The organism is Pseudomonas nicosulfuronedens (genome assembly GCF_005877905.1).
Lineage (GTDB): Bacteria > Pseudomonadota > Gammaproteobacteria > Pseudomonadales > Pseudomonadaceae > Pseudomonas > Pseudomonas nicosulfuronedens.
Genome location: NZ_SWDV01000020.1, coordinates 1 through 20366, shown reverse-complemented (window position 1 = coordinate 20366; position 20366 = coordinate 1). Strand labels below are relative to the sequence as shown.

The following is a 20366-nucleotide window of genomic DNA, read 5'->3' as shown; positions in this document are numbered from 1 at the left end:
TGTTCGTTATGCAAATAGATCCACGCGGCAAGATCTCCCTGGCTCAGTCGTATATCGAAGCCGATATATCCGTCCCACATATCCAGGTAGGGGACCGGGGAGAAATTTCTTGCTTCGAGCACCAGGGTGGATGCGAGTGTCAATACCGCGATGCAAGCGAACAGAATCCAGCTGTAGCGTTGGAGCCGCTCGTTCACAGAGACATTCTCTTGAACACCACGCCAGGAATGCTGCGGATGATCAGCATGATACCGGCCCAGAAAAATGGCACATAGATGCTGTCCTTGCGCTTATCCACGGCACGGGTGATGGCCATGCCCACTTGTTCCGGTTTGGCCACTAGAGCCTGCGGAAGCGGTAGTCCTTGGGTCATGGGGGTGTCGACAAAGCCTGGTTTGATCGTCAGCACATGGACTCCCACCTTGTAGAGGCGAGCTCTCAGACCTTCACAGAACGTAGTGACGGCCGCCTTGGCGGTGCCGTACAGGTAGTTGGACGGGCGGCCGCGATCTCCGGCGACGGAGGAGATGACCGCTATCGTCCCGGTGCGCTGTGCTTCCATGCGATTTGCCAGGGGCGTCAGCAGGGCGATTACGCTCAGTCCGTTGCTGGAAAACTCTTTCAGCGCAGTCTCGGTATCCTGCTCGCAAGCCGCTTGATCTGGCAGTGTTCCATGCGCTATCAGGCAGACATCCACCCGACCCAATTGGCCAAACGCTTCAGCGAGCATGGTTTCATGGGCCGCAAAGTCGTTCATGTCCAGAGTGCTGGTCTTCACTTCGCTTGCACCGCGAGAGCTAAGATCCGCAGCTACCTGGTCGAGCTTCTGAGAGTTTCGTGCTACCAGGACAAAGCGGGCTTGCTCAGCGGCCCAGATGCGCGCGCAGGCGGTGGCGATGGCGGAGGTGGCGCCGATGATCAGGATATTCTTCATGCTTGAGTCACACGTTTCCAGAAAAGTGAGAGCAGCGCCGGATCGCGCAATTGTTCAACCTGCTGCCAGTCGGGATAGAACGCCTGAAAGTCGCTGGCGCCCATGTGCGCATCCTTCGCAGGGTAAAGCCGTCCATTAGCCGCCCGGACAATGCTGTCCAGACGGCTGAACAAGCTGTTGTCCAGTTGACCCTGCTGGGGGAAGTCGAGTGCTAGTGATACGCCAGGCATCGGGAAGGACATCAGTCCCGGCGAACGTACATCGCCACAACGCTTCATGACGGCTAGGAACGAGCCGCTGCCGCTGGCGGCAATGCTGGAGAGAATCTCTTGCATGGCATCTTCGGCGGCTGCATCCGGGATAACGCACTGATATTGCTGGAAACCTTGCCGACCATAGATGCGATTCCAGTTCAGAATGCTATCCAATGGGTAGAAGAATGGGTCATAGCTGCCCTGGCTGGCGTGCCGTCCTGGCTTGTGGAGACCGTAGTAGGCATTGTTGAAGAGCTTCAGGCTAAGGCTGTTCATCAACGAGATCGGCGGCGTCAGTGGTACGCTCAGGCGCCGTCGGTCATCGACCTGCAACTGCCCGGAGGGTGCATGGTTGCCGACGGAGAAAACGCCGCGACCGGCGGACTTCCCCTTGGCCAGGCAATCGATCCAGGCCACGGTGTATTCATGCGATTGGTCAAACTCTTCGGAGAGGCTGAAGAACTCCCCCAGGGAGTCGAAGCGCACCGTGAGGCTGTCAATCAGGCTAGAGTGCACAGGCATGAGCTGCAGCTCGACCCAGACAATTACGCCGGTAAGGCCCAGGCCACCAATGCTGGCGCGGAACAGGTCGGTATTCTGATTCGGCGTGCACTCCAGCGGCATCTGCTCATCGGAACGCTGCAGGGCGAAGCGTCGCACGTGGCAACCAAATGTGCCGCGGACATGGTGGTTCTTGCCATGTACATCATTCGCGACGGCCCCGCCCAATGTTACGAATTTTGTCCCAGGAGTGACCGGTAGAAACCAGCCGCGAGGCAGGGCGATTGTGATCAGCTCGGCCAGGGTTACTCCGGCTTCGGCCCGGATGATGCCGTGTTCCCAGTCAGCGCTCATCAGTCGGTCAAGCTGACGGGTCTGCAGCAGAGCACTGCTGGCGGCCAGGCAGCTGTCGCCATAGCTACGGCCGTTGCCGTAAGGCAGGGTGGTCAGGTTTTGCTGGATCAATTTGTCGAACAGGCCCGGCAGGTCATTGCGCCAGGCACAGGCATGTCGATATTGCGGCACTTTGGGGTAGCGGCCCCAGGAGCAAAGTTCGGGCTTGCTCATGTCGCGATCCAGAAGGTCAATGCGAAAAGGGCGCCGACAAGCAGGCTGGTGCGGTCCTTGATGGCGAATACGACGGGGTCTTCATGCATGGCGCCACGATGCGTCAGCATCCAGATACGGGTAATCCAGTACAGTAGCAACGGACAGGCTAGCCAGATGAGTTGCGGGTAGTGATACATCGAGGCGGTCGATCCGTCCTGGATATACAAAGCCAGGACCATTACCGAGAGATATCCGGAAGAGGCCCCCAGGGATGAGATCATTTCCAGATCATCCGGGAAGTAGCCTCTACCTCTGGTCTTGCTGTCCTTTCCTTTGGCGCGAGCATCTCGCAGTTCTGCATAGCGCTTGACCAGCGCCAGGCTCAGGAAGATGAACATCGAAAAGGCGAGCATCCAGAAGGTCAGCCTGACACCGAATGCGAATGTGCCTGCAATGATCCGGGATGTATAAAGCATCGCAAGTACGATCACGTCCACCGACATCATGCGTTTGAGCCAGAACGAATACGCCACCGTCAGCAAGTAGTAGCTGCCCAGTGCAAGTGCAAACTTCCATGGCAGTATCAGCAAGGCGCCGACAAAGGCCGTTGCAAGCAATAGCGGAAATGCGACAAGGCCGCTGCCGATAGAAAGTGCGCCGCTGGCAAATGGCCTTTTGCGCTTGCTGGCGTGATGGCGGTCATCATCCAGGTCGAGCAGGTCGTTGAGTACATACACACTTGAAGCGCAAAGGCCGAACAAGAGGAAGGCAACCAGTCCATCCGCGAGCAGGTCTATTTCGAGCAGCCGGTGGCTGGCCAGCAGTGGGATGAAGATAAGAGCATTCTTTGCCCACTGGTGAAGGCGAAGTGCTTTTGCCCACGTTCGCAGGAGGCTGCGCGAGTCGGGCTTGAGTTCGTCTGCCACGTTGCCGTGGAGTTTTGCCTCTCGACTGATTCGGCCGTTCGAGTTCACCAAGTAGGCATGGCGTGCTGCCTTCCACACTGGGAGGTCGTCGGTGGAGTTACCCGCGTAATCGAATCCGCCCTCGCCATATTCTCGGACCAAGGCATCGCGCTTACGCTGGGCGGAGAGATTGACGTGCTCATCGGTCGCCATCACCTGGTCGAATATGCCCAGATGGGAAGCGATTTCTTCGGCGTAACTCCGATGGCTGGCCGTGGCCAGTACAATTTTCCGGCCTTGCGCTTTCTCGCGATTGATCAACTCGAGGACGGCTTTGTTGTATGGGAGTACCGATACGTCAATCGGTGCGGATTGAGCGAGGCGCGATTTGAGGATGCTCTTCCCACTGGCCAGCCAGCGAATGGGCTCCAGCAGTCTCAAGGGCTGTCTTTTCAGAAAGCTGAGGCTGGACTCCAGAAGGAGATCGCTGTGAATCAGGGTTCCATCCAGATCAATGACGAGTGGTATAGACACGAACTACCTCAATATTCCTTTAACAACACAGTTTCTCATAAAGAGAAACGTTGATTCTTCCTGAATTCCGCTGCCAGTGCCACTCCGCGCCTTGCCAGTCCTGGCGGGTCTGCCCACCTGCGGCTGCTGGAAGTTATGCACTCCTGCTCAGCCAGGCTCCCCTGGCTCGGAAGTCTCGCCCTGATTGAACAGCAGCCCATGTTTGCGCAGCTTGTCGTGCAGGGTCTTGCGCGGCACACCCAGCGCTTCGGCAAGGCTGCGCAAGGAGTTGTGTGACCGGCTCATCTCGGCGGCAATCAGCGAGCGCTCAAAGGATTCCACCTGCTCGTTCAGCCCCGCGCCGGGCGCAATGGTCATGGTCTGCCCACGGCTGTCGTCCAGGCCCAGGTCCAGGCCCAGCGCATAGCGCTCCGCGGCGTTCTGCAATTCACGGACATTGCCCGGCCAGCCGTGGGCCAGCAGTTGCGCGCGCTGCGCTGAGTCCAGTGGGCGTGCGGTCAGGCCGTGGCGCTCCGCACCGCGTTCGGCGAAGTGATGGAACAGTAGCAGGATGTCATCGCCCCGTTCGCGCAGCGGAGGTATCCGCAGGCTGGCTACGTTGAGACGGTAGTAAAGGTCGGCGCGAAAGCGCCCTTCGTCCGAGGCCAGGCGCAGGTCTTCCTTGGTCGCCGCGATGATGCGGATATCCAGGGGAATGAGCTGGTTGGAGCCCAGTCGTTCGACGGTGCGCTCCTGCAACAGGCGCAGCAGTTTGACCTGCACGTCCAGGCTCATGCTCTCGATTTCGTCGAGGAACAGGGTACCGCCGTTGGCGAACTCGAATTTGCCGATGCGGCGCTTCTGCGCCCCGGTGAAGGCACCCTGCTCATGGCCGAAGAGCTCACTCTCCACTACTGATTCGGCCAGTGCGCCAGCGTTGATGGCGACGAAGGGACCGTTGCGGCGGCTCGACAGGTCATGCAGGGCGCGGGCGACCACTTCCTTGCCCGAGCCGGTTTCACCCAGTACCAGCACGTCCGCCTGGATCGCCGCGAGCGAGGCGACCTGCTGCTGCAGGCGCTGCATTGGCGGGGACTGGCCGACCAGGCGGCCACGGACTTCCTTCTGCTCGGTCAGGGCCAGGCGCAGGCTGCGGTTCTCCAGCACCAGTCGGCGCACATCTAGCGCGCGGCGCACGCTGTCCAACAGCGCATCGCTGGGGAAGGGCTTTTCGAGGAAGTCGTAGGCGCCCGAGCGCATGGCCTTTACCGCTAGTGGCACATCACCATGACCGGTAACCAGGATCACCGGTAGCTCGGAATCCTGCGCGTGCAACTGATCCAGCAACTGCAAGCCATCGATACCTGGCATGCGGATGTCGCTGACAATCACCCCCGGCCAGTCACGTGCCTGCTGTGGATCGATCTGCCGCGCATCGCCCAGGGCGACCACCTTGAAACCGGCGAGGTCGAGGGTTTGGCAGAGTGCCTGGCGCAAGTGCGGGTCGTCATCGATCAGCAGCACCTGGGTGGTGGAGTCGAACGGCTCGGCCGAACTCATGCGCGGGTTTCCTCTTGCGGCGTCAGGGTCACGCCGGGGATACCCGGCAACAGGTGCAATTGTACGAGAGCGCCACCCTCAGGGTGATTGCCCAATTCAAGGCGTCCGCCCAGCGTGCGCAGCAGGGTGTCGCAGATGGCCAGGCCCAGGCCCAGGCCTTTGGCACTGGTCTTGGTGGTGAAGAAGGGCTCGCGGGCATGGGCCAGCGCCTCTTCGGAGAAGCCAGGGCCATTGTCACGCAGGGACAGGATGATGTGCTCAGGCGTCTGCTCGGTGGTTAGCCAGATGCGCCTTGGCAGGCCTTTCTCGGTCAGGGCGTCGAGGGCGTTTGAAATCAGGTTGGAGAGGATCTGTCGCAAGCGGGTCTCGCCGGCCTGGACCCAGATCGCCGCATCCGGCAGGTCGCGCAGCAACTCCACGTTCATCGCCTGGCGCCGTTGGGCGACCAGTGCCAGGGCGTCGTTGAGCGCCGGTTGCAGTGCCACGTTCTCCGGTGCCCGGCGGGCGCCGCGGGCGTAGGCCTTGAGGTGGCCGATGATCGAGGCCATCCGCCCGGTCAGTTCCCCGATCTGTTCAAGGTTGCCGCGGGCGTCGCTGTAGCGCTCGTGATCGAGCAGTACACGGGCGTTGTCGGCGTAGCTGCGGATAGCAGCCAGCGGCTGGTTGAGTTCGTGACTGATGCTGGCGGACATGGTACCCAGGGCGGTGAGCTTGCCGGCCTGCACCACTTCATCTTGCGCGTGCATCAGCTCGCGCTGCGCCTGCTCGCGGTTGCTGACCTCTTCCTGCAACCGTGTGTTGGCACCTTCCAGCTCCTGGGTGCGCTCCTGCACACGTAGCTCCAGTTCGTGCTTGGCCTGGGCTTCCAGGGCGATGCGTTCGAGGTAGTGGCGGCGGCTGATGGTCAGCAGCGACAGCAGCAGAAGTAGTGCGACCAGGGTGGCCGAGCCGATCAGAACGACGCTGCGCACCGGAGAGTCGACCTGAGCGCGCGGTGTGTAGATGCTCACTGTCCAGCCCGTCTCCGGCAGATGGCGGCTCTGGCTGATCCAGCGACGCTGGTCGATCTTCAACGGTGCCGGCTGCAACACCGGGTAGGGAATGTTTTCGGCGATCTCGCGCTGCTTGGCAGGCGAAAGCTCCTTGGCGGTATGGAAGCGCCAGGCGTTGCTGGAGGAAAGGATGACCACGCCGTTGGAGTCCATCACCAGTAGCTGCTCCGGTGTGTTGCCCCAGAGCTGCTCCATGTGTTCGAGGTCGACCTTCACCACCAGCACACCGAGCAGCTTACCGCCGTCCCGGACGTCGCTGGCGAAGTAATAGCCGCGTCGCTTGGAAGTGGTGCCCAGGCCAAAGAAGCGCCCCTGACGCCCCTGGAGCGCTTCCTTGTAGTAGGGGCGGAACGAGAAATTGCGTCCAACGAAGCTGTCGGGTTGGTCCCAGTTCGAGGCAGCGTGGGTCATGCCATCTGCCTGGATCAGGTAGATGACATCTGCGCCGGTGCGCCCGCGAATGCGCTGCAACTCCAGGTTGGCGGCGTTCTGCGCGGCCAGGCTATCAGGCGTCTGCAGCGCGGCACGCAAGGTCGGCAGCTCGCCGAGGATCGGTGGCAGGTCCTCGTAGCGGCGCAGGGTGCCCAGCAGGTTGGCGACGTAGAGGTCGAGGGTCTGCTGGTTCTGCTCGGCCAGTTGCTCGCTGTAGTAGCGCTGGGCGACGTAGTGCAGCGGCCAGAGCAGTGGAGCGAGTAGTAGCGCCAGCAGGGCCAGTGATTGCCAGCGGGTCAGGTGAGGGTTCAAGGCGGCGTACATCGCATGCGGTGGTTTGCGCCACCGATGCTACACCGATCAGCGCTCGATGGGCTGCAACTGCAGCAGTTTCATCAGGCGCGCCACGCTCTCCTCGAGGCTGAGTCGGTCGGTATCGATCCGCTCGAAGGGCTTCAGCGGCTCCTCGTAGGGTGAGCCAATGCCGGTGAAGTCCGGCAGTTTGCCGGCCCGCGCTTTCTTGTAGAGCCCCTTGGGATCGCGCTCTTCGCACACACTAAGTTCGGTGCTTAGATGAATCTCGCGGAAGCGCTCTTCGCCGATGATTTTCCGCGCTTGCTCGCGATCCTCGCGGAAAGGCGAGATGAAGGACGTGATGACGATCAGGCCGGCATCGTTCATCAGGTTCGCCACTTCGGCGACCCGGCGGATGTTCTCGGTGCGGTCTTCATGACTGAAGCCAAGATCCTTGCACAGGCCGTGGCGGACGTTGTCGCCATCGAGTACCACGGCGGAATAGCCCAGTTCATGCAGGGCATATTCCAGGGCGAAGGCGAGGGTTGACTTGCCGGAACCACTCAGGCCGGTCAGCCACAGCGTCGCCGGCTTTTGCCGCATGCGGGTGGCTCTTTCGTCGATGCTCAGGCGGCCAGTGTGCCAGCGGATATTCTCGTTCGTGCTCATCTTCCGGGTGCGTCCCTATCTTGTTAGCTCGCTCAACTGACCAGCCCGCGGCCACAGTAGTGGTCGTCCAGCACCAGGCGCTTGAGCAGCTTACGCTCTTCTTCATCGGGGTTGACGCTGAAGGTCGACCAGATGTCTTTGGCCAGGTCACGTGGAGGCAGAAAGTCTGCGTGCAGGGTGGCGCGGACATCCAGCACGTCCTGCAGGTAGGCCAGGGCCCCAGCCTGAATCTGCTGGCGGATTTCCCGGGCGGCCAGTTCTTCATCACCCAGCGCCTGGTAGTGCGCGACCGGAGTACTGTCGGCGTCGAGTCGATAATGGTTGACTTGGGCATCATCGGCACTGAGAAGTTGCTCGAGCATGAAGTTCTGATCGAACAATGTGCAGTTGCCTCGGGTGGCGCGGGATACTCGATCGGAGAAGCACCCGTCGGCGAAGACCCCGGCATCGCCGACGAAGGCGTCGACCAGCTCGTCGGTGACCATGTAGTAGCCGTTGATCGGTTTCTCCAGCCAGGCGTTGAGGTGGCGCTGGATGGTGCCGGAGTAGCCGACATCGACCACCGCCACGGCGCCTTCTGCGGTCAGCTGCGAGTCTTCCAGGTAGCGCAGCAGTGCCGGGCTCTCGGCTGCGGCCTGGGCCAGTATCCGGGGCAGGAGATGACGCAGCACCGGCTCGATGTGGCTGACGTCGTTGTTGCCGATATCGAGCAACTGCCCGGATTTCCAGAGGCCTCGGGCGTCCAGATCCTGCAGATCGGCCTTATCGAGGACCACGCCGAAACGCGCTTCGAGAAGGTTTTCCAAGGTGCCGGAGAAATAGTTCGGCCGGGCGAGCGTCAGCACCTCTTCGAAATCACTCAGGCGCGGTACGCTGACTGCCCGGCGCGACAGCACCAGGTAGCGCGATGACGCGGTGCCGGGCTCGCGCTCGTCCCAGAGATCGAAGGCTGTCTTGAGCAGCTTGCCCTCGCGGGAGAGGAAGTACAGACGTTCGATTCCATCGCGCTGGGCGCGTTCGCGCAGCCAGGTCACGAAGTGGGTGAGCAGCGGGCCGACTACGTTGTACCCCAGTAACTCGGCCGAGCCCTGTGAAAAGGCCGCCGGCCGGAAGGTGCCGAAGGCGATTTTGGCGAAATTACGGCGCAGCAACAGACCCAGGGCGAGTTCGGCGCTGAGGTCATTGCGGCTGCGGACGTTATCTACCAGGCGATTCCAGTGCGGCAGTCCGCGGGCCAGGTCGATCGGTTTGAGCACGTGCAACAGGTCCAGGCCCATGTCTCCGGGGATCTGTACGTCCGAGCGCTCGTTGTCGCCGACCATGAGCATCTGTTCCGGCAGCAGTTGTTCCTCGCGCAGGGCCAATTCGTAAAGCTGCCCGGTGTCCTTGCGGACGCCGATCTCGCCGGAGACGTACAGCTTGTCCCACTGCAGAACGCCGGATTTCTGCAGCATGGCGGTGATCACCGACTGCGGCAGGAACATGTCGCTTAGCAACACCACGCGCTTGCCCAGGCGTTTGGCGTAGCGCAGCAGGGCAATGCTCTCCGGGCGTGGTGTGACGCAGGCGAACTCGGTTTCCTCTTCGCGCTGGCGCAGCGCCAGGAGCGTACCCTTCTCTATACCGGCCAGGCGGCCCAGTTCGTCGAAGATTTCTGCGGTGGTGATGTCTCGTCCGGCTTTTTCACGGGCGCGGGCCTCAGCTGCAGCGCGGTAGCGCAGGTACTTCTCGGCGGTCCCCTTGTCGACTCGCTGGGCTGTCAGCCGTTTGATCGATTCCGGATCGAGCAGCGGGCGAAGCAGCAGGGTGTCGAAAATGTCGAAGGCGACTGTCTTGATGGTCGGGTTGGATATCTGTCGTTGCAGGTCCTGCTCGCTTCGCGCCAGGTAGTTGTCGAAGCGCCAGGCCGACCAGGAGTTGGTGTGCTGGCAGCGCAGGATGGCAGGGGGCAGCCCCTGGCTCTGGCTGGTCAGCACCAGCAGGCGTTCCAGGCAGTGGGCAAAGGTGCCATCGGTCTGGCCGGCTTCTTCGGCGAAGTCTTCCAGGGTGATACCTGCGTTGAACAGGGGCGCCAGGGCCTGGCGGGAGGCCCAGAACATGCTGCCGGCGGGAAAGTGGAAATAGCTTTCCGGAATCTCGGTAATACCCAGGCGCTGGCACCACTGATGTCCCATGGCGCGGTTGGCCAGCCAGGTATTGGCCACGTAGTGCAGGCGCTCGAAGTTCTGCGGATAGACAATGCCGGCCTTGCCGGACGACAACAGTTCGAAGATGGAGCGAATCTGTCGCTCGCTCCCCGCCATGCTTTGGCAGAGGTACTCGCGCCAGCCGTCGGTGGCGCCGTTGTTGAACAGCGACTTCTTGCTATGCAGGTGCAACAGGTAGTCGTATTGCTTCAGTGCCTCACCGAACTGGCAGAACATCGGTGCGATATCCCGGCCACGGTTGGGAACGATCTCGACCTGCAGGGAACCCTGATGGGGCAGGTTGACGAACATGGCCTGGCAGGCTCGCAGTCCGACTTCATCCTTGACCGAGACATACAGGTCGTAGGGGAAGGGCATGTGGCTCAGATAGCCACGGAATTCTTCGGTCAGGTCGCTGTAGTACATGTGCAGGTGAATGGCGACACGGCCATCCAGATTTTCGCAAGGTTCGATCTGGTAAATGTCGGTCAGTTCGGTTGGCCAGTGCGCCTGGGAGGGTGCCTGCTGGTCAAGCTGGCGTTTCCAGCGCTCATAGTGGCCCAGGCCGTTGAAGGCGAAACCGAAGCGACGATAGGCCGCCATGAGCAGACGCTCACGTTGCGCGGCAGGGATGCGCCAGTAGATCGAGCGTCCAACCTGGTGAAGGTAGTTGCGCAGGCTGACCAGCGCTTCGCCGCGGCGGCCGCGGGCGATCCGCGAGGCAAAGCGCAGGGGCTTGGTCAGAGTCCAGGAGGCGGAGCGCTGGATCTCCTCCAGCGATGCGCGGGAACTGGCCAGCAGCGATGTGCTGTGTTCCAGATTGGCCGTCAGGCGCGCAATGTCGTTCAGTCTCTGCTGCGCGTCCTCCAGCTCCAGGCTTTGCTTGGCGATCACGAATTGCAGGCTATCGAGCGTGGCGCGAGCTTCCTGTAGGGCCGCGGTGTGCAAGCTGTCCTGCTGGTGCAGTGCCTCCAGCGTGGGGTGCAGGGTTCGGCAGTGCTGGCTCAGGTGCTCGATACGCAGCAGCGTTTCGGAGCTGCCAAGGGCCAGTTCGTCGTCGGCCAGGCGGAGCAGCAGGTCGAAACACTCGATGACTTCGCGCGGGGCCCGTTCAGCCAGCTCATCGCTGTCGCGGGAGAAGCGACTGTGTTGCAGGTCGGCACTGAGGAATTTCTCGATGTACTCGTCGAGTTCTACGTCGGTGGGAGCGGGCAGCTGCAACTGCTCGCCAAGTCGACGGATCTGCTCGGCCGGTGCGCCCATCAGGCGGTCATAACTCAGAACGACTGCTTGCCTGCCTCGGCTATGGAGCAACCCCTGCAGCATGTAGTCGAGCCAGAGATAGAGGCTCTTGGCTTCGGTAAAACCGTCTCGCTTGTGAAGCGAGTTCGCCACGCTCAAAGGATGACGCAGGCTCAGTATGAACGCCGGCTCGATGTTGGCCAGTTCGAAGATGCGCAACCAGAAGGGCAGCAACAGCGAGATGCGCGGATCTTTCAGGCCAAACACCGGGGCGTCGCCGAAGAATTCGCGGAGGTAGTCCAGCGCCCGCTGCTGGATATGGGAACCCTCGAAGCTCGCCAGTCGCTCCGAAGCCAGTGGCTTGAGCGAGTGCCAGGTATGACCGAGCTCTTTCAGGATATCGGTGTTGATGTCGACGATCTCCTGATCTTCCCAGAAGCCGCGCTCGTTGTTGCCCTGCGCGGCAGGCATCAGGTTGTCACCCAGCTCCACACCCAGTGTCGTGAGCCCTCTGGCAATTGCACTGGTACCGCTACGGTGCATGCCAAGTACGACTATGGCCCGTTGACGCTCTTTCACGCTGAATCTCCGTCTTTCTTGTCGTTATGGTCTTACTTGGCCGCCACTCCGTGGCGGCTTGAGTATCACGAGAAGAGCTCGGCTTCTAGCAGGCTGACACCCAGGCGGTCCTTGCCGGAGAGCTCTGGGGCCGACTCGATCGGCCATTCGATGGCCAGCTCGGGATCGTCCCAGGCGATGCAGCGCTCATGCTCGGGCGCCCAGAAATCGGTGGTCTTGTAGAGGAACTCGGCGCTCTCGCTGGTGACCACAAAACCGTGGGCGAAACCCTCGGGGATCCACATCTGCAGCTTGTTCTCGGCGCTCAGCACTTGGCCTACCCAGCGGCCGAAGGTGGGGGAGCTGCGGCGCAAGTCGACAGCGACGTCGAACACCTCGCCATGGACCACCCGCACGAGTTTTCCCTGGGCCTGACGAATCTGGTAATGCAGGCCGCGCAGGACATGGCGGGCTGAGCGGGAGTGGTTGTCCTGGACGAACTCGACACGACGGTCGAGGGCCCGCTCGAATTTCTGCTGATTGAAGCTTTCGAAGAAAAATCCTCGGCTGTCGCCAAACACTTGTGGCTCCAGTACGAGAACGTCGGGAATCGCCAGTGGAGTAACTTTCATCAGTAGACCGTTTGCGTCAGAAGGCGTTGGAGGTAAAGACCATATCCACTCTTGGCGAGCGGAGCTGCCAGGCGTTGCAACTCCTCGGCGCTGATCCAGCCCTGTCGGAAGGCAATTTCCTCGGGGCAGGCGACCTTGAGCCCCTGGCGGTTTTCCAGAGTCGCGATGAACTGGCTGGCCTCCAGAAGCGATTCGTGGGTGCCGGTGTCGAGCCAGGCGTAGCCGCGGCCCATGATTTCCACTGACAGTTCGCCCTGCTCCAGGTAAGCCCGGTTGACGTCGGTGATCTCCAGCTCGCCGCGGGCTGAAGGGCGGATGCTCTTGGCAATCTCGACAACGCGTCGGTCGTAGAAATACAGACCCGTCACGGCGTAGTTGGATTTGGGAGAGACCGGCTTTTCTTCCAGGCTGATCGCCTTGCCGCGGCTGTCGAACTCCACGACTCCGTAACGCTCCGGATCGTGCACATGGTAAGCGAACACGCTGGCGCCGCTTTCGCGGTCCATGGCGCTGACCAGCAACTCCTGGAAGTCATGGCCGTGGTAGATGTTGTCGCCGAGCACCAGGGCGCTGAGGTTGTCGCCGATGAAGTCCTCGCCGATCAGGAAGGCTTGCGCCAGACCATCGGGCGATTCCTGCACCGCGTACTGCAGTTCCACCCCCCAGCGCTGCCCGTCTCCCAGAAGCTGCTGGAAGCGCGGTGTGTCCTGCGGGGTGGAGATGATCAGGATCTCGCGGATACCTGCCAGCATCAGGGTGCTCAGCGGGTAATAGATCATCGGCTTGTCGTAGACCGGCAGCAGTTGTTTGGAGACCGACAGGGTGGCTGGGTGCAGCCGGGTGCCGGACCCGCCGGCGAGAATGATGCCTTTGCGCTTCATGCGGTTCTTTCTCCAATCAACTCGACCAGCATGCGACGAACGTGGAACTGCCAGTCCGGGAGGGTGAGGCTGAAGGTCGAGCAGAGGCGGGTCGTGTCGAGCCTGGAGTTTGCGGGCCGGGGCGCGGGAAGCGGATATTCGTTCGTCATGATCGGCAGCACGTGCTCTGCGTCGGTACGCAGGGCCAGTCCCAGACGACGCGCTTCGGCGATGACGAAGCGGGCGTAGCCATGCCAGCTGACCTCGCCGCTGGCCGCCAGGTGATAGAGGCCGGAAAGGCTGGCAGGTTGTGGATGGTTGCGTAGATGAGCCAGCGCCTGAGCCGTGACGTCGGCAATAAGCTCGGCACTGGTGGGGGCGCCAATCTGGTCAGCGACAATACGAAGTTCTTCGCGGTCCGCCGCCAGTCGCAGCATCGTCTTTGCGAAGTTTGCACCCCTGGCGGCATAGACCCAGCTGGTGCGGAGGATCAGATGACGGCAGCCGCTCTCGCTGATGGCGTGTTCGCCGGCCAGTTTGGTGCGGCCATACGCATTGAGTGGGGCAGTCGGGTCCTGTTCGCCAAATGGCCGGTTTCCCTGCCCATCGAACACGTAGTCGGTCGAGTAGTGCACCAGCCAGGCGTCGAGCTCGCGGGCCAGGCTGGCCAGCAGACCAACGGCCTCTGCATTGATTCGGTGTGCGCGCTCGGGCTCGCTTTCCGCCTTGTCCACCGCGGTATAGGCGGCAGCATTGACGATAATGGTCGGACGCTCGCTCTCGATGAGCCGGCGCACGCCATCGAGGTCTTCCAGGTTTGCGCGTTGACGGTCGCACACCGTCAGTCGGCCAAGCGGAGCCAGCGCGCGCTGCAGCTCCCAGCCGACCTGGCCGTTGCTGCCGAGAATCAGGATGTCGTTCATGCGTACTGCTGGCTGAGCCACTCCCGGTAGGCGCCGCTGGCGACATTCTCGACCCACGCCTGGTTGTCCAGGTACCAGCGAACGGTCTTGGCGATACCGGTTTCAAACGTCTCTGCCGGTCGCCAGCCCAGCTCGCGCTCCAGGCGGGTGGCATCGATGGCGTAGCGTCGGTCGTGGCCGGGGCGATCCTTCACGAAGCTGATCTGCTCGCGGTAGCTGAGGCCATCTGCGCGGGGCGCCTCTCTGTCGAGGGTGTCGCAGATGTAGTGCACGACTTCCAGGTTGGCCTTCTCGTTCCAGCCGCCAACATTGTAGGTTTCACCCACCTGGCCGGCTTCCAGTACACGGCGAATGGCACTGCAGTGATCCTTGACGTACAGCCAGTCGCGGATCTGCTGTCCGTCACCATAGATCGGCAAGGCTTCACCCGCGAGGGCGTTGCGGATCACCAGGGGAATGAGCTTCTCGGGGAAGTGATACGGCCCGTAGTTGTTCGAGCAATTGGTGGTCAGTACCGGAAGGCCGTAGGTGTGGTGGTAGGCACGCACCAGATGGTCGGAAGCGGCCTTGGAGGCGGAGTACGGGCTGTTGGGTTGGTACGGATGCTCCTCGGTGAAGGCCGGAGCCTGCACCTCGAGTGTGCCGTAGACCTCGTCGGTGGAGACATGGAGGAAGCGGAAGTCAGCTTTGCTCTGTTCGTCCAGGGCGCCCCAATATGCGCGCACCGCCTCGAGCAGGTGGAAGGTGCCCACAACGTTGGTCTGAATGAAGTCTTCCGGGCCGAGAATTGAGCGGTCCACGTGAGATTCGGCGGCGAAGTTCAGCACCGCGCGAGGCCGGTGTTGTTCCAGCAGGGAGGAAACCAGTCGGGTATCGCCGATATCGCCCTTTACGAAGTGGTGTCTTGCGTCGCTGTCGAGGCTTGCAAGGTTTTCCCGGTTGCCGGCGTAGGTCAGCTTGTCCAGGCTGACGACGGTTTCGTCGTGGTCAGCCAGCCAGTCGAGGACGAAGTTCGAGCCGATGAAGCCAGCGCTGCCTGTTACGAGGATCGTCATTGAGTCACAGCCTCTGAATAAGCGATGCGGCAACCAGTCCGAGGTTGCCGGGAAGCGTTTGCCGGTAAACGCCTGACTGGCTGATCAGCGACAGCTTGCGATGCAGCGGTGCGCGGCGTGCACTGCCGAACAACTCGAGGATCCGCTGGTTTTCCTGGGTCAGGTACTGCTGAAAGTGGGAAACGGCCTCCAGGTTCACGTCGTTCCACTGTCGGAACGTCCCTTTGAGCATGCGCCGGAGGCGATCGAGTCGGTCCCTGACGCTCGAGTTAGAGCCTATCAGGTTGTTGCCGTGCTGACGGTAGTTGATGGCCGGGTATTCGTCGTACTTCACGCGCCCTCCACACCCCGTAACGATTATGTAAGTCCACCAATCGTGCGAGATGATCGGAACATGGGAGGGTGTCAGGCTCAGCAGGTGCGCGGTGGCGGCGTTGAACAGCATAGTGTTGCCGCCGGCGATGCTCTGTACCAGGGCATTGGCGAAACAGGGGGCACGGCGGAACAGGGGCGAGTAGCCGATGGTTTGGCCGGCTGCATCCACCAGGCGTGTGCGGGAACAATACAGTGCCGGCAATATCGATGGATGTGTAGCCGCCCAGGTCAGGCCTCGTTCAAGCTTTTCGGGCTCCCAGAGGTCGTCCTGGTCGCAGAAGGCGAAATAGTCCGCCTGGTCCTTCACCCGCTTGACCGACGTGAGGAAGTTGGCGGCGAATCCCTTGCGCGGTCCCGAGTGTACGACCAGTCGCTCCTTGCCGAGACGACGTTGGTACTCGTGGAGTATGTCGAGCGTGTTGTCGCTGGAGCCATCATCCGAAGCATGGATGACCCAGTTCTGGCAGGTCTGGGCAATCAGGGATTCGAGCTGCTCGCGTAGATAGGGCGCCCCGTTGTAGGTCGACAGCAGAATCGCAACTCTGATCGGGCGATTGTGCTCTGCATCAGGCAAGGCAAAAGCTGAATGCTGTCTTTCCAAAGCGGCAACCCCTGCATTTCTTATTTATTTATCGCTTATATGCCGCAGGATAAGTGTCTGGGTTGCGGGCGGGCAACCCTGCTTGTTGATGACTGGTCAGTCAGTTTCTCGGGCCGTGGCCTCGCGGTTCCAGTACGCGGGCCTGCGCTCGGGAGGAAATTACAGCCGGCTGATCAGGTCCACGAAGTGGGCCCGGACTGTCTCTTCGGAGAAAACCGTCTTGCAGCGGTCTTGTCCGCCCTGCCCCAGCCTGGTGAGCAGCGCAGGGTCGTTATGCAAGGTCAGGATTGCGTCTGCGAGCTTGTCGGCATTGCCCGGCTCTACCGTAATGGCTGCTTCGCCATCGGGAGCGACCCAGTTCACGCCTGTCTGCAGCCAGCAGTTGACGATCGGTCTGGCGCAGGCCATCGCGTCCAGTTGCGCAATGCCAAAGGCTTCGGAGTAGTAGACCGAGGGGAACAGGAACATTTTGGAGTTGCGAATCAGGTAGTACTTGTCTGTATCGCTGACGAAAGCATTGATGAAGTGCACGCGCTGAGGAAACTCCTCGGCAAGCCTCCAGAACCGCTGTTCCTCCGGTCCGATTCCGAAGATCGCCAGATTGACGTGCTCGCCACGTTGCATGAGCAGTCGGAAAGCCGTGTCCAATGACTCGGTGCCTTTGTAGCTCACGAGACGCCCGAAAAACACGCAGTACCCCTCCTGCATGAAATGCTCGGGAAGGGTGTGCTCGGGGGGGCGGGACAGGCATTCATCGATGTAGGGCAGGTTGACCGTATAGGGAACGGCCTGGATGTCCCGATGGATTGCGCCGAGTACTTCGGAGTGTTCTCGCAATGCAGGGCTACCGGTAATGACTAGGTCGGCCTTGCGCACGGCGATGCGGTCGAACAGGTAGGTCACCCGCTTGAGGTAACGTTGGCGATAGACATCGCAGTGATAACTGACAACTGTCTTCCCACGAATCAGCCAGTGGAAGAGTGACATGGCCAGACTGGCCGAAGGAAACTGCAGATTGATGTGCGTGATGTCCGCGTCGCGTGACTTCAGCAAAAAGTGCCAGAAGAACGCGAAGCTCAAGGGTACTGACCAGAGGTTCCCCAGCGATGCGGCTCTTAGAACGCGAATGCCATCAACCGATTCGGCCCGGCTGCGTAGGCTCCGGGAAGGTGCGCAACACAGGACCGTCACGTCGTGACCGCTATCCTGGTACCAATGGGCATACTGCTTGACGGCCGTCTCGATCCCTCCAGTGAAGGGAGCATAGGATTTGTTGACCAGCAGGATGCGTTTTCTCACTATTGTTCGTCTCGCGGGATATTTCTTTCAGCGTAGCGGCGGATAGACCAAACAGAAGGCGCAGCAGGTTACAGGGTTGTTGCCGATTCCAACAGTTGGTCAGGACCTAGGGGGGGCAATGTGGCGATAAACGTCCAGGGTCTGCATTGCGCAGGCCTCCCACGAGTAATGCAGGGCACGCTGTTGGCCAAGATCGACGCGTCGCGCGGCCTGGTCCGGGTGCTCCAGCAACTCCAGCATGGCCGCAGCAATTGCCTCCTCCTGCGTGGGATCGACGAGCAGGGCAGCGTCCCCCGCGACCTCCGGCAATGAGGTCGTATTGGAGGTGATGACCGGGCAGCGTGCGGCGAAGGCTTCCACGACAGGTAGGCCGAATCCTTCATACAGCGATGGAAATACCAGTGCAGATGCGCTGTGCAACAGTGTTCGTACAATTTTGCCTGGCAGGTATTCGAAACGACGCCCCTCGTTCCGGCGCTCAAGCGCATCGAGTTCGGTGAGCAGTTCGTCGGATTTCCAACCGGTGCGTCCGACGATGACCAGTGGGTGCTGACGCCGCACGGTTTCGGGAAGTGACTTGTGAGCCTGAAGCACACGCGTCAGGTTCTTGCGCGGTTGCAGGGTGCCGACAAACAGGAAGAAGCCAGGCTGAAGACCTAGCGTGGCCAGCGTCTGCTCGACCAACGGTTGCGGCATTTCCTCGAAGTATTCTGGTGAAACGCCCAGTGGCGTTACCGAGATCCGTTCAGGAGCTATGCCCAGATGATCCATCAGATCACGCTTGCTGTATTCGGAGATGGTGATCAGGTGGTCCGCACTTCGCACTGTGCGTGTGAACAGCCAGTTCTTCATGGTGCGCAGATTGGCGGACGCCCACTCCGGGTGCAGAAGCGGTATCAAGTCCATCACGTTGGCTACCACCGGAGTTCCCGCCAACCGGGGGATGTGGTGGTCGGTGGCATGAAACAGATCGACCTGCCCGCCGATGTTCCTGGACATTGCCCTCGGAGCGCCCAGAACGGCACTGCGCAGAGCGTGCAAGGAGAATCGCCCACCCAGGCGGGCGGGAATGCCACAGTCCATCGTCGGTAGCGAACTTCCGAATGCGAATGGGTGCAATGACAAGTCGGTGTCAGGATGGTGCGCCAGGTGGCTCAATGCGTGCCACAGGGCGCGGGTATAGACGCCGATTCCATCGAGATGACCAGCAGTGCTGCCTTTGGCCCAGACAGTGACTCCTAGACCAACGCGCATGCGAGTCTCCTTATTGGTGGATGTGGGAAAACGAAGGCGCGCCTGGTGGGGCGCGCCCTGAGCGGTCGCTTAGAACGAGAATCCCGCTTCGTTGCGACGCAGGTCGGCCTCGACCATCATCTTGCACAGTTCTTCCAGGGTGGTCTTCGGTTCCCAGCCCAGCGTCTTGCGGGCGTGAGCCGGATCGCCGATCAGCAGTTCGACTTCGGCCGGACGATAGAATTTCGGATTGATGCGTACCAGAGTCTTGCCGGTCGCGGCGTCGATTCCGATTTCGTCTTCGGCGTTGCCTTCGAAACGAATTTCGATGTCGGCAGCCTTGAAGGCCATGCTAACGAAGTCGCGAACAGTCTCGGTACGGTTGGTGGCCAGGACAAAAGTATCCGGCTCGTCAGCCTGCAGCATACGCCACATGCCTTCCACGTACTCCTTGGCGAAGCCCCAGTCGCGCTTGGCGTCGAGGTTGCCCAACTCCAGCACGTCGAGCTTGCCCAGTTTGATCTTGGCGACGGAGTCGGTGATCTTGCGGGTGACGAACTCGCGACCGCGCAGCGGAGACTCGTGGTTGAACAGGATGCCGCTGCTGCCGAAGATGCCGTAGCTCTCGCGGTAGTTGATTGTGATCCAGTGCGCGTAGAGTTTGGCGACGCCGTAAGGGCTGCGCGGATAGAAGGGAGTGTCTTCCTTCTGGGGGATGGCCTGGACCTTGCCGAACATTTCGGACGTCGAGGCCTGGTAGAAACGGATCTTCGGATTGACGATGCGGATCGCCTCGAGCAGGTTCAGCGCACCCACGCCGGTAATTTCGGCAGTGGTTGCCGGCTGGTCGAAGGAAACCCCGACGAAGCTCTGTGCCGCCAGGTTGTAGACTTCAGTGGCCTGGGTGTTCTGGAGCAGGCGGATACTGGAGGAGAGATCGGTCAGATCATATTCCACCAGGTGCAAGTTCGGGTGCTGGCTGATGCCCAACTCGTCGATGCGCCAGAAATTGACGGAACTGGTCCGGCGATAGGTTCCATAGACGGTGTAGCCCTTTTCCAGCAGCAGTTGCGCCAGGTAAGCGCCATCTTGTCCAGTAATGCCGGTAATCAGTGCGGTTTTCATAAATCCTCCTGCGTAGCTCCTTTGTAGTGCGAATTCAAATAGTGCTGTGTTTGTTTTTTCTGAGGAATGGTTCTTCGACGATTCGATAAGTGAACACCGTTAGTGTCATGCAGCCGACGAATCTCATATTCCGGCGATGACAGGGCTGAGAGCGATTGAACAAAGCCTGCTCACGGCCCAGTGAGAGCCTGGGTGGGGCGGAGAGGACCTGGTGTGCTTGCTCCCAGCGATGCTCCTGACTGTTTGTAGGTTCGATAGTAACTGGTCGCCGTGGCTCCGATAAGTGGAACAGGATGACTGCCCGACAGGTAGAGCCGCCATTACAACGGATTGTGGTTGGACCACGCTCAGATATTGCCGGATGAGCCCGATCGCAATGGTAGGGCTGAAGTCCTTTTCGCCAGTATCTCCAGTTGGGGGAGTTGGAGGGCCGAGTAGCTATACGAGGTTTGGCGCAGTATGAACGAAGTCTGGCGCCTGGTAGGCGACCATCACAGGCTACATGAGTTGCTCCAGGCCAATCCCAAGCTACCGGATCTCAAGCAGATCCTCGAATCTATGTACAACTCCCGTAAGCAGGATGCTTAGGATGTGGTTCGAAACTCTCCATACAC

The 20366-nt window shown here is 60.8% G+C and carries 16 protein-coding genes; all 16 read right to left on the bottom strand.

The window, feature by feature from the left end:
- On the bottom strand, window positions 1–197 hold a 197-nt coding region (locus tag FAS41_RS31045), incomplete at its 3' end, for a hypothetical protein (protein WP_218939115.1).
- On the bottom strand, window positions 194–934 hold the full coding sequence (locus FAS41_RS16970; RefSeq protein ID WP_138524277.1) for an SDR family oxidoreductase: 741 nt from the start codon (window positions 932–934) through the stop codon (window positions 194–196). The genes FAS41_RS31045 and FAS41_RS16970, both read right to left, overlap by 4 nt.
- Window positions 931–2256: an FAD-binding oxidoreductase gene (locus FAS41_RS16965; protein ID WP_138524275.1), complete on the bottom strand. Its 1326-nt coding sequence runs from the start codon at window positions 2254–2256 to the stop codon at window positions 931–933. Before FAS41_RS16965 ends, FAS41_RS16970 begins: the two co-directional genes overlap by 4 nt.
- The gene (locus FAS41_RS16960) at window positions 2253–3677 is read right to left on the bottom strand and encodes a UbiA family prenyltransferase (protein ID WP_138524273.1); all 1425 of its coding nucleotides are present in this window, start codon (window positions 3675–3677) and stop codon (window positions 2253–2255) included. Before FAS41_RS16960 ends, FAS41_RS16965 begins: the two co-directional genes overlap by 4 nt.
- Window positions 3678–3824: 147 nt before the next feature.
- Window positions 3825–5216: a sigma-54-dependent transcriptional regulator gene (locus FAS41_RS16955; RefSeq protein ID WP_138524271.1), complete on the bottom strand. Its 1392-nt coding sequence runs from the start codon at window positions 5214–5216 to the stop codon at window positions 3825–3827.
- Entirely contained in the window at window positions 5213–7024 is a 1812-nt protein-coding gene (locus FAS41_RS16950) for a sensor histidine kinase (RefSeq protein WP_138524269.1), read from the bottom strand. Before FAS41_RS16950 ends, FAS41_RS16955 begins: the two co-directional genes overlap by 4 nt.
- 36 nt (window positions 7025–7060) lie before the next feature.
- The gene (cysC, locus tag FAS41_RS16945; RefSeq protein ID WP_138524267.1) at window positions 7061–7663 is read right to left on the bottom strand and encodes an adenylyl-sulfate kinase; all 603 of its coding nucleotides are present in this window, start codon (window positions 7661–7663) and stop codon (window positions 7061–7063) included.
- Window positions 7664–7695: 32 nt separating this feature from the next.
- Complete coding sequence (locus FAS41_RS16940) at window positions 7696–11670, bottom strand: rhamnan synthesis F family protein (protein WP_138524265.1); 3975 nt, start codon at window positions 11668–11670, stop codon at window positions 7696–7698.
- Between the two features lie 65 nt (window positions 11671–11735).
- Window positions 11736–12281: a dTDP-4-dehydrorhamnose 3,5-epimerase gene (gene rfbC, locus FAS41_RS16935; protein ID WP_138524263.1), complete on the bottom strand. Its 546-nt coding sequence runs from the start codon at window positions 12279–12281 to the stop codon at window positions 11736–11738.
- On the bottom strand, window positions 12281–13162 hold the full coding sequence (rfbA, locus tag FAS41_RS16930; protein ID WP_138524261.1) for a glucose-1-phosphate thymidylyltransferase RfbA: 882 nt from the start codon (window positions 13160–13162) through the stop codon (window positions 12281–12283). The genes rfbC and rfbA overlap by 1 nt, the downstream gene beginning before the upstream one ends.
- Window positions 13159–14064 (bottom strand): dTDP-4-dehydrorhamnose reductase, encoded by a 906-nt coding sequence (gene rfbD, locus FAS41_RS16925; RefSeq protein WP_138524259.1) that lies wholly within the window; start codon window positions 14062–14064, stop codon window positions 13159–13161. The genes rfbA and rfbD overlap by 4 nt, the downstream gene beginning before the upstream one ends.
- Complete coding sequence (rfbB, locus tag FAS41_RS16920; protein ID WP_138524257.1) at window positions 14061–15119, bottom strand: dTDP-glucose 4,6-dehydratase; 1059 nt, start codon at window positions 15117–15119, stop codon at window positions 14061–14063. Before rfbB ends, rfbD begins: the two co-directional genes overlap by 4 nt.
- Before the next feature lie 4 nt (window positions 15120–15123).
- Window positions 15124–16095, bottom strand: a complete 972-nt coding sequence (locus FAS41_RS16915) for a glycosyltransferase family 2 protein (protein ID WP_246084887.1) — start codon at window positions 16093–16095, stop codon at window positions 15124–15126.
- 159 nt (window positions 16096–16254) lie between these two features.
- A complete protein-coding gene (locus FAS41_RS16910; RefSeq protein ID WP_138524255.1) occupies window positions 16255–17394 on the bottom strand; it encodes a glycosyltransferase in 1140 nt (379 codons plus the stop codon).
- Window positions 17395–17493: 99 nt separating this feature from the next.
- Window positions 17494–18648: a glycosyltransferase family 4 protein gene (locus FAS41_RS16905; RefSeq protein WP_138524253.1), complete on the bottom strand. Its 1155-nt coding sequence runs from the start codon at window positions 18646–18648 to the stop codon at window positions 17494–17496.
- Window positions 18649–18717: 69 nt separating this feature from the next.
- Complete coding sequence (gmd, locus tag FAS41_RS16900) at window positions 18718–19752, bottom strand: GDP-mannose 4,6-dehydratase (protein ID WP_138524251.1); 1035 nt, start codon at window positions 19750–19752, stop codon at window positions 18718–18720.
- Window positions 19753–20366 lie beyond the last annotated feature (614 nt).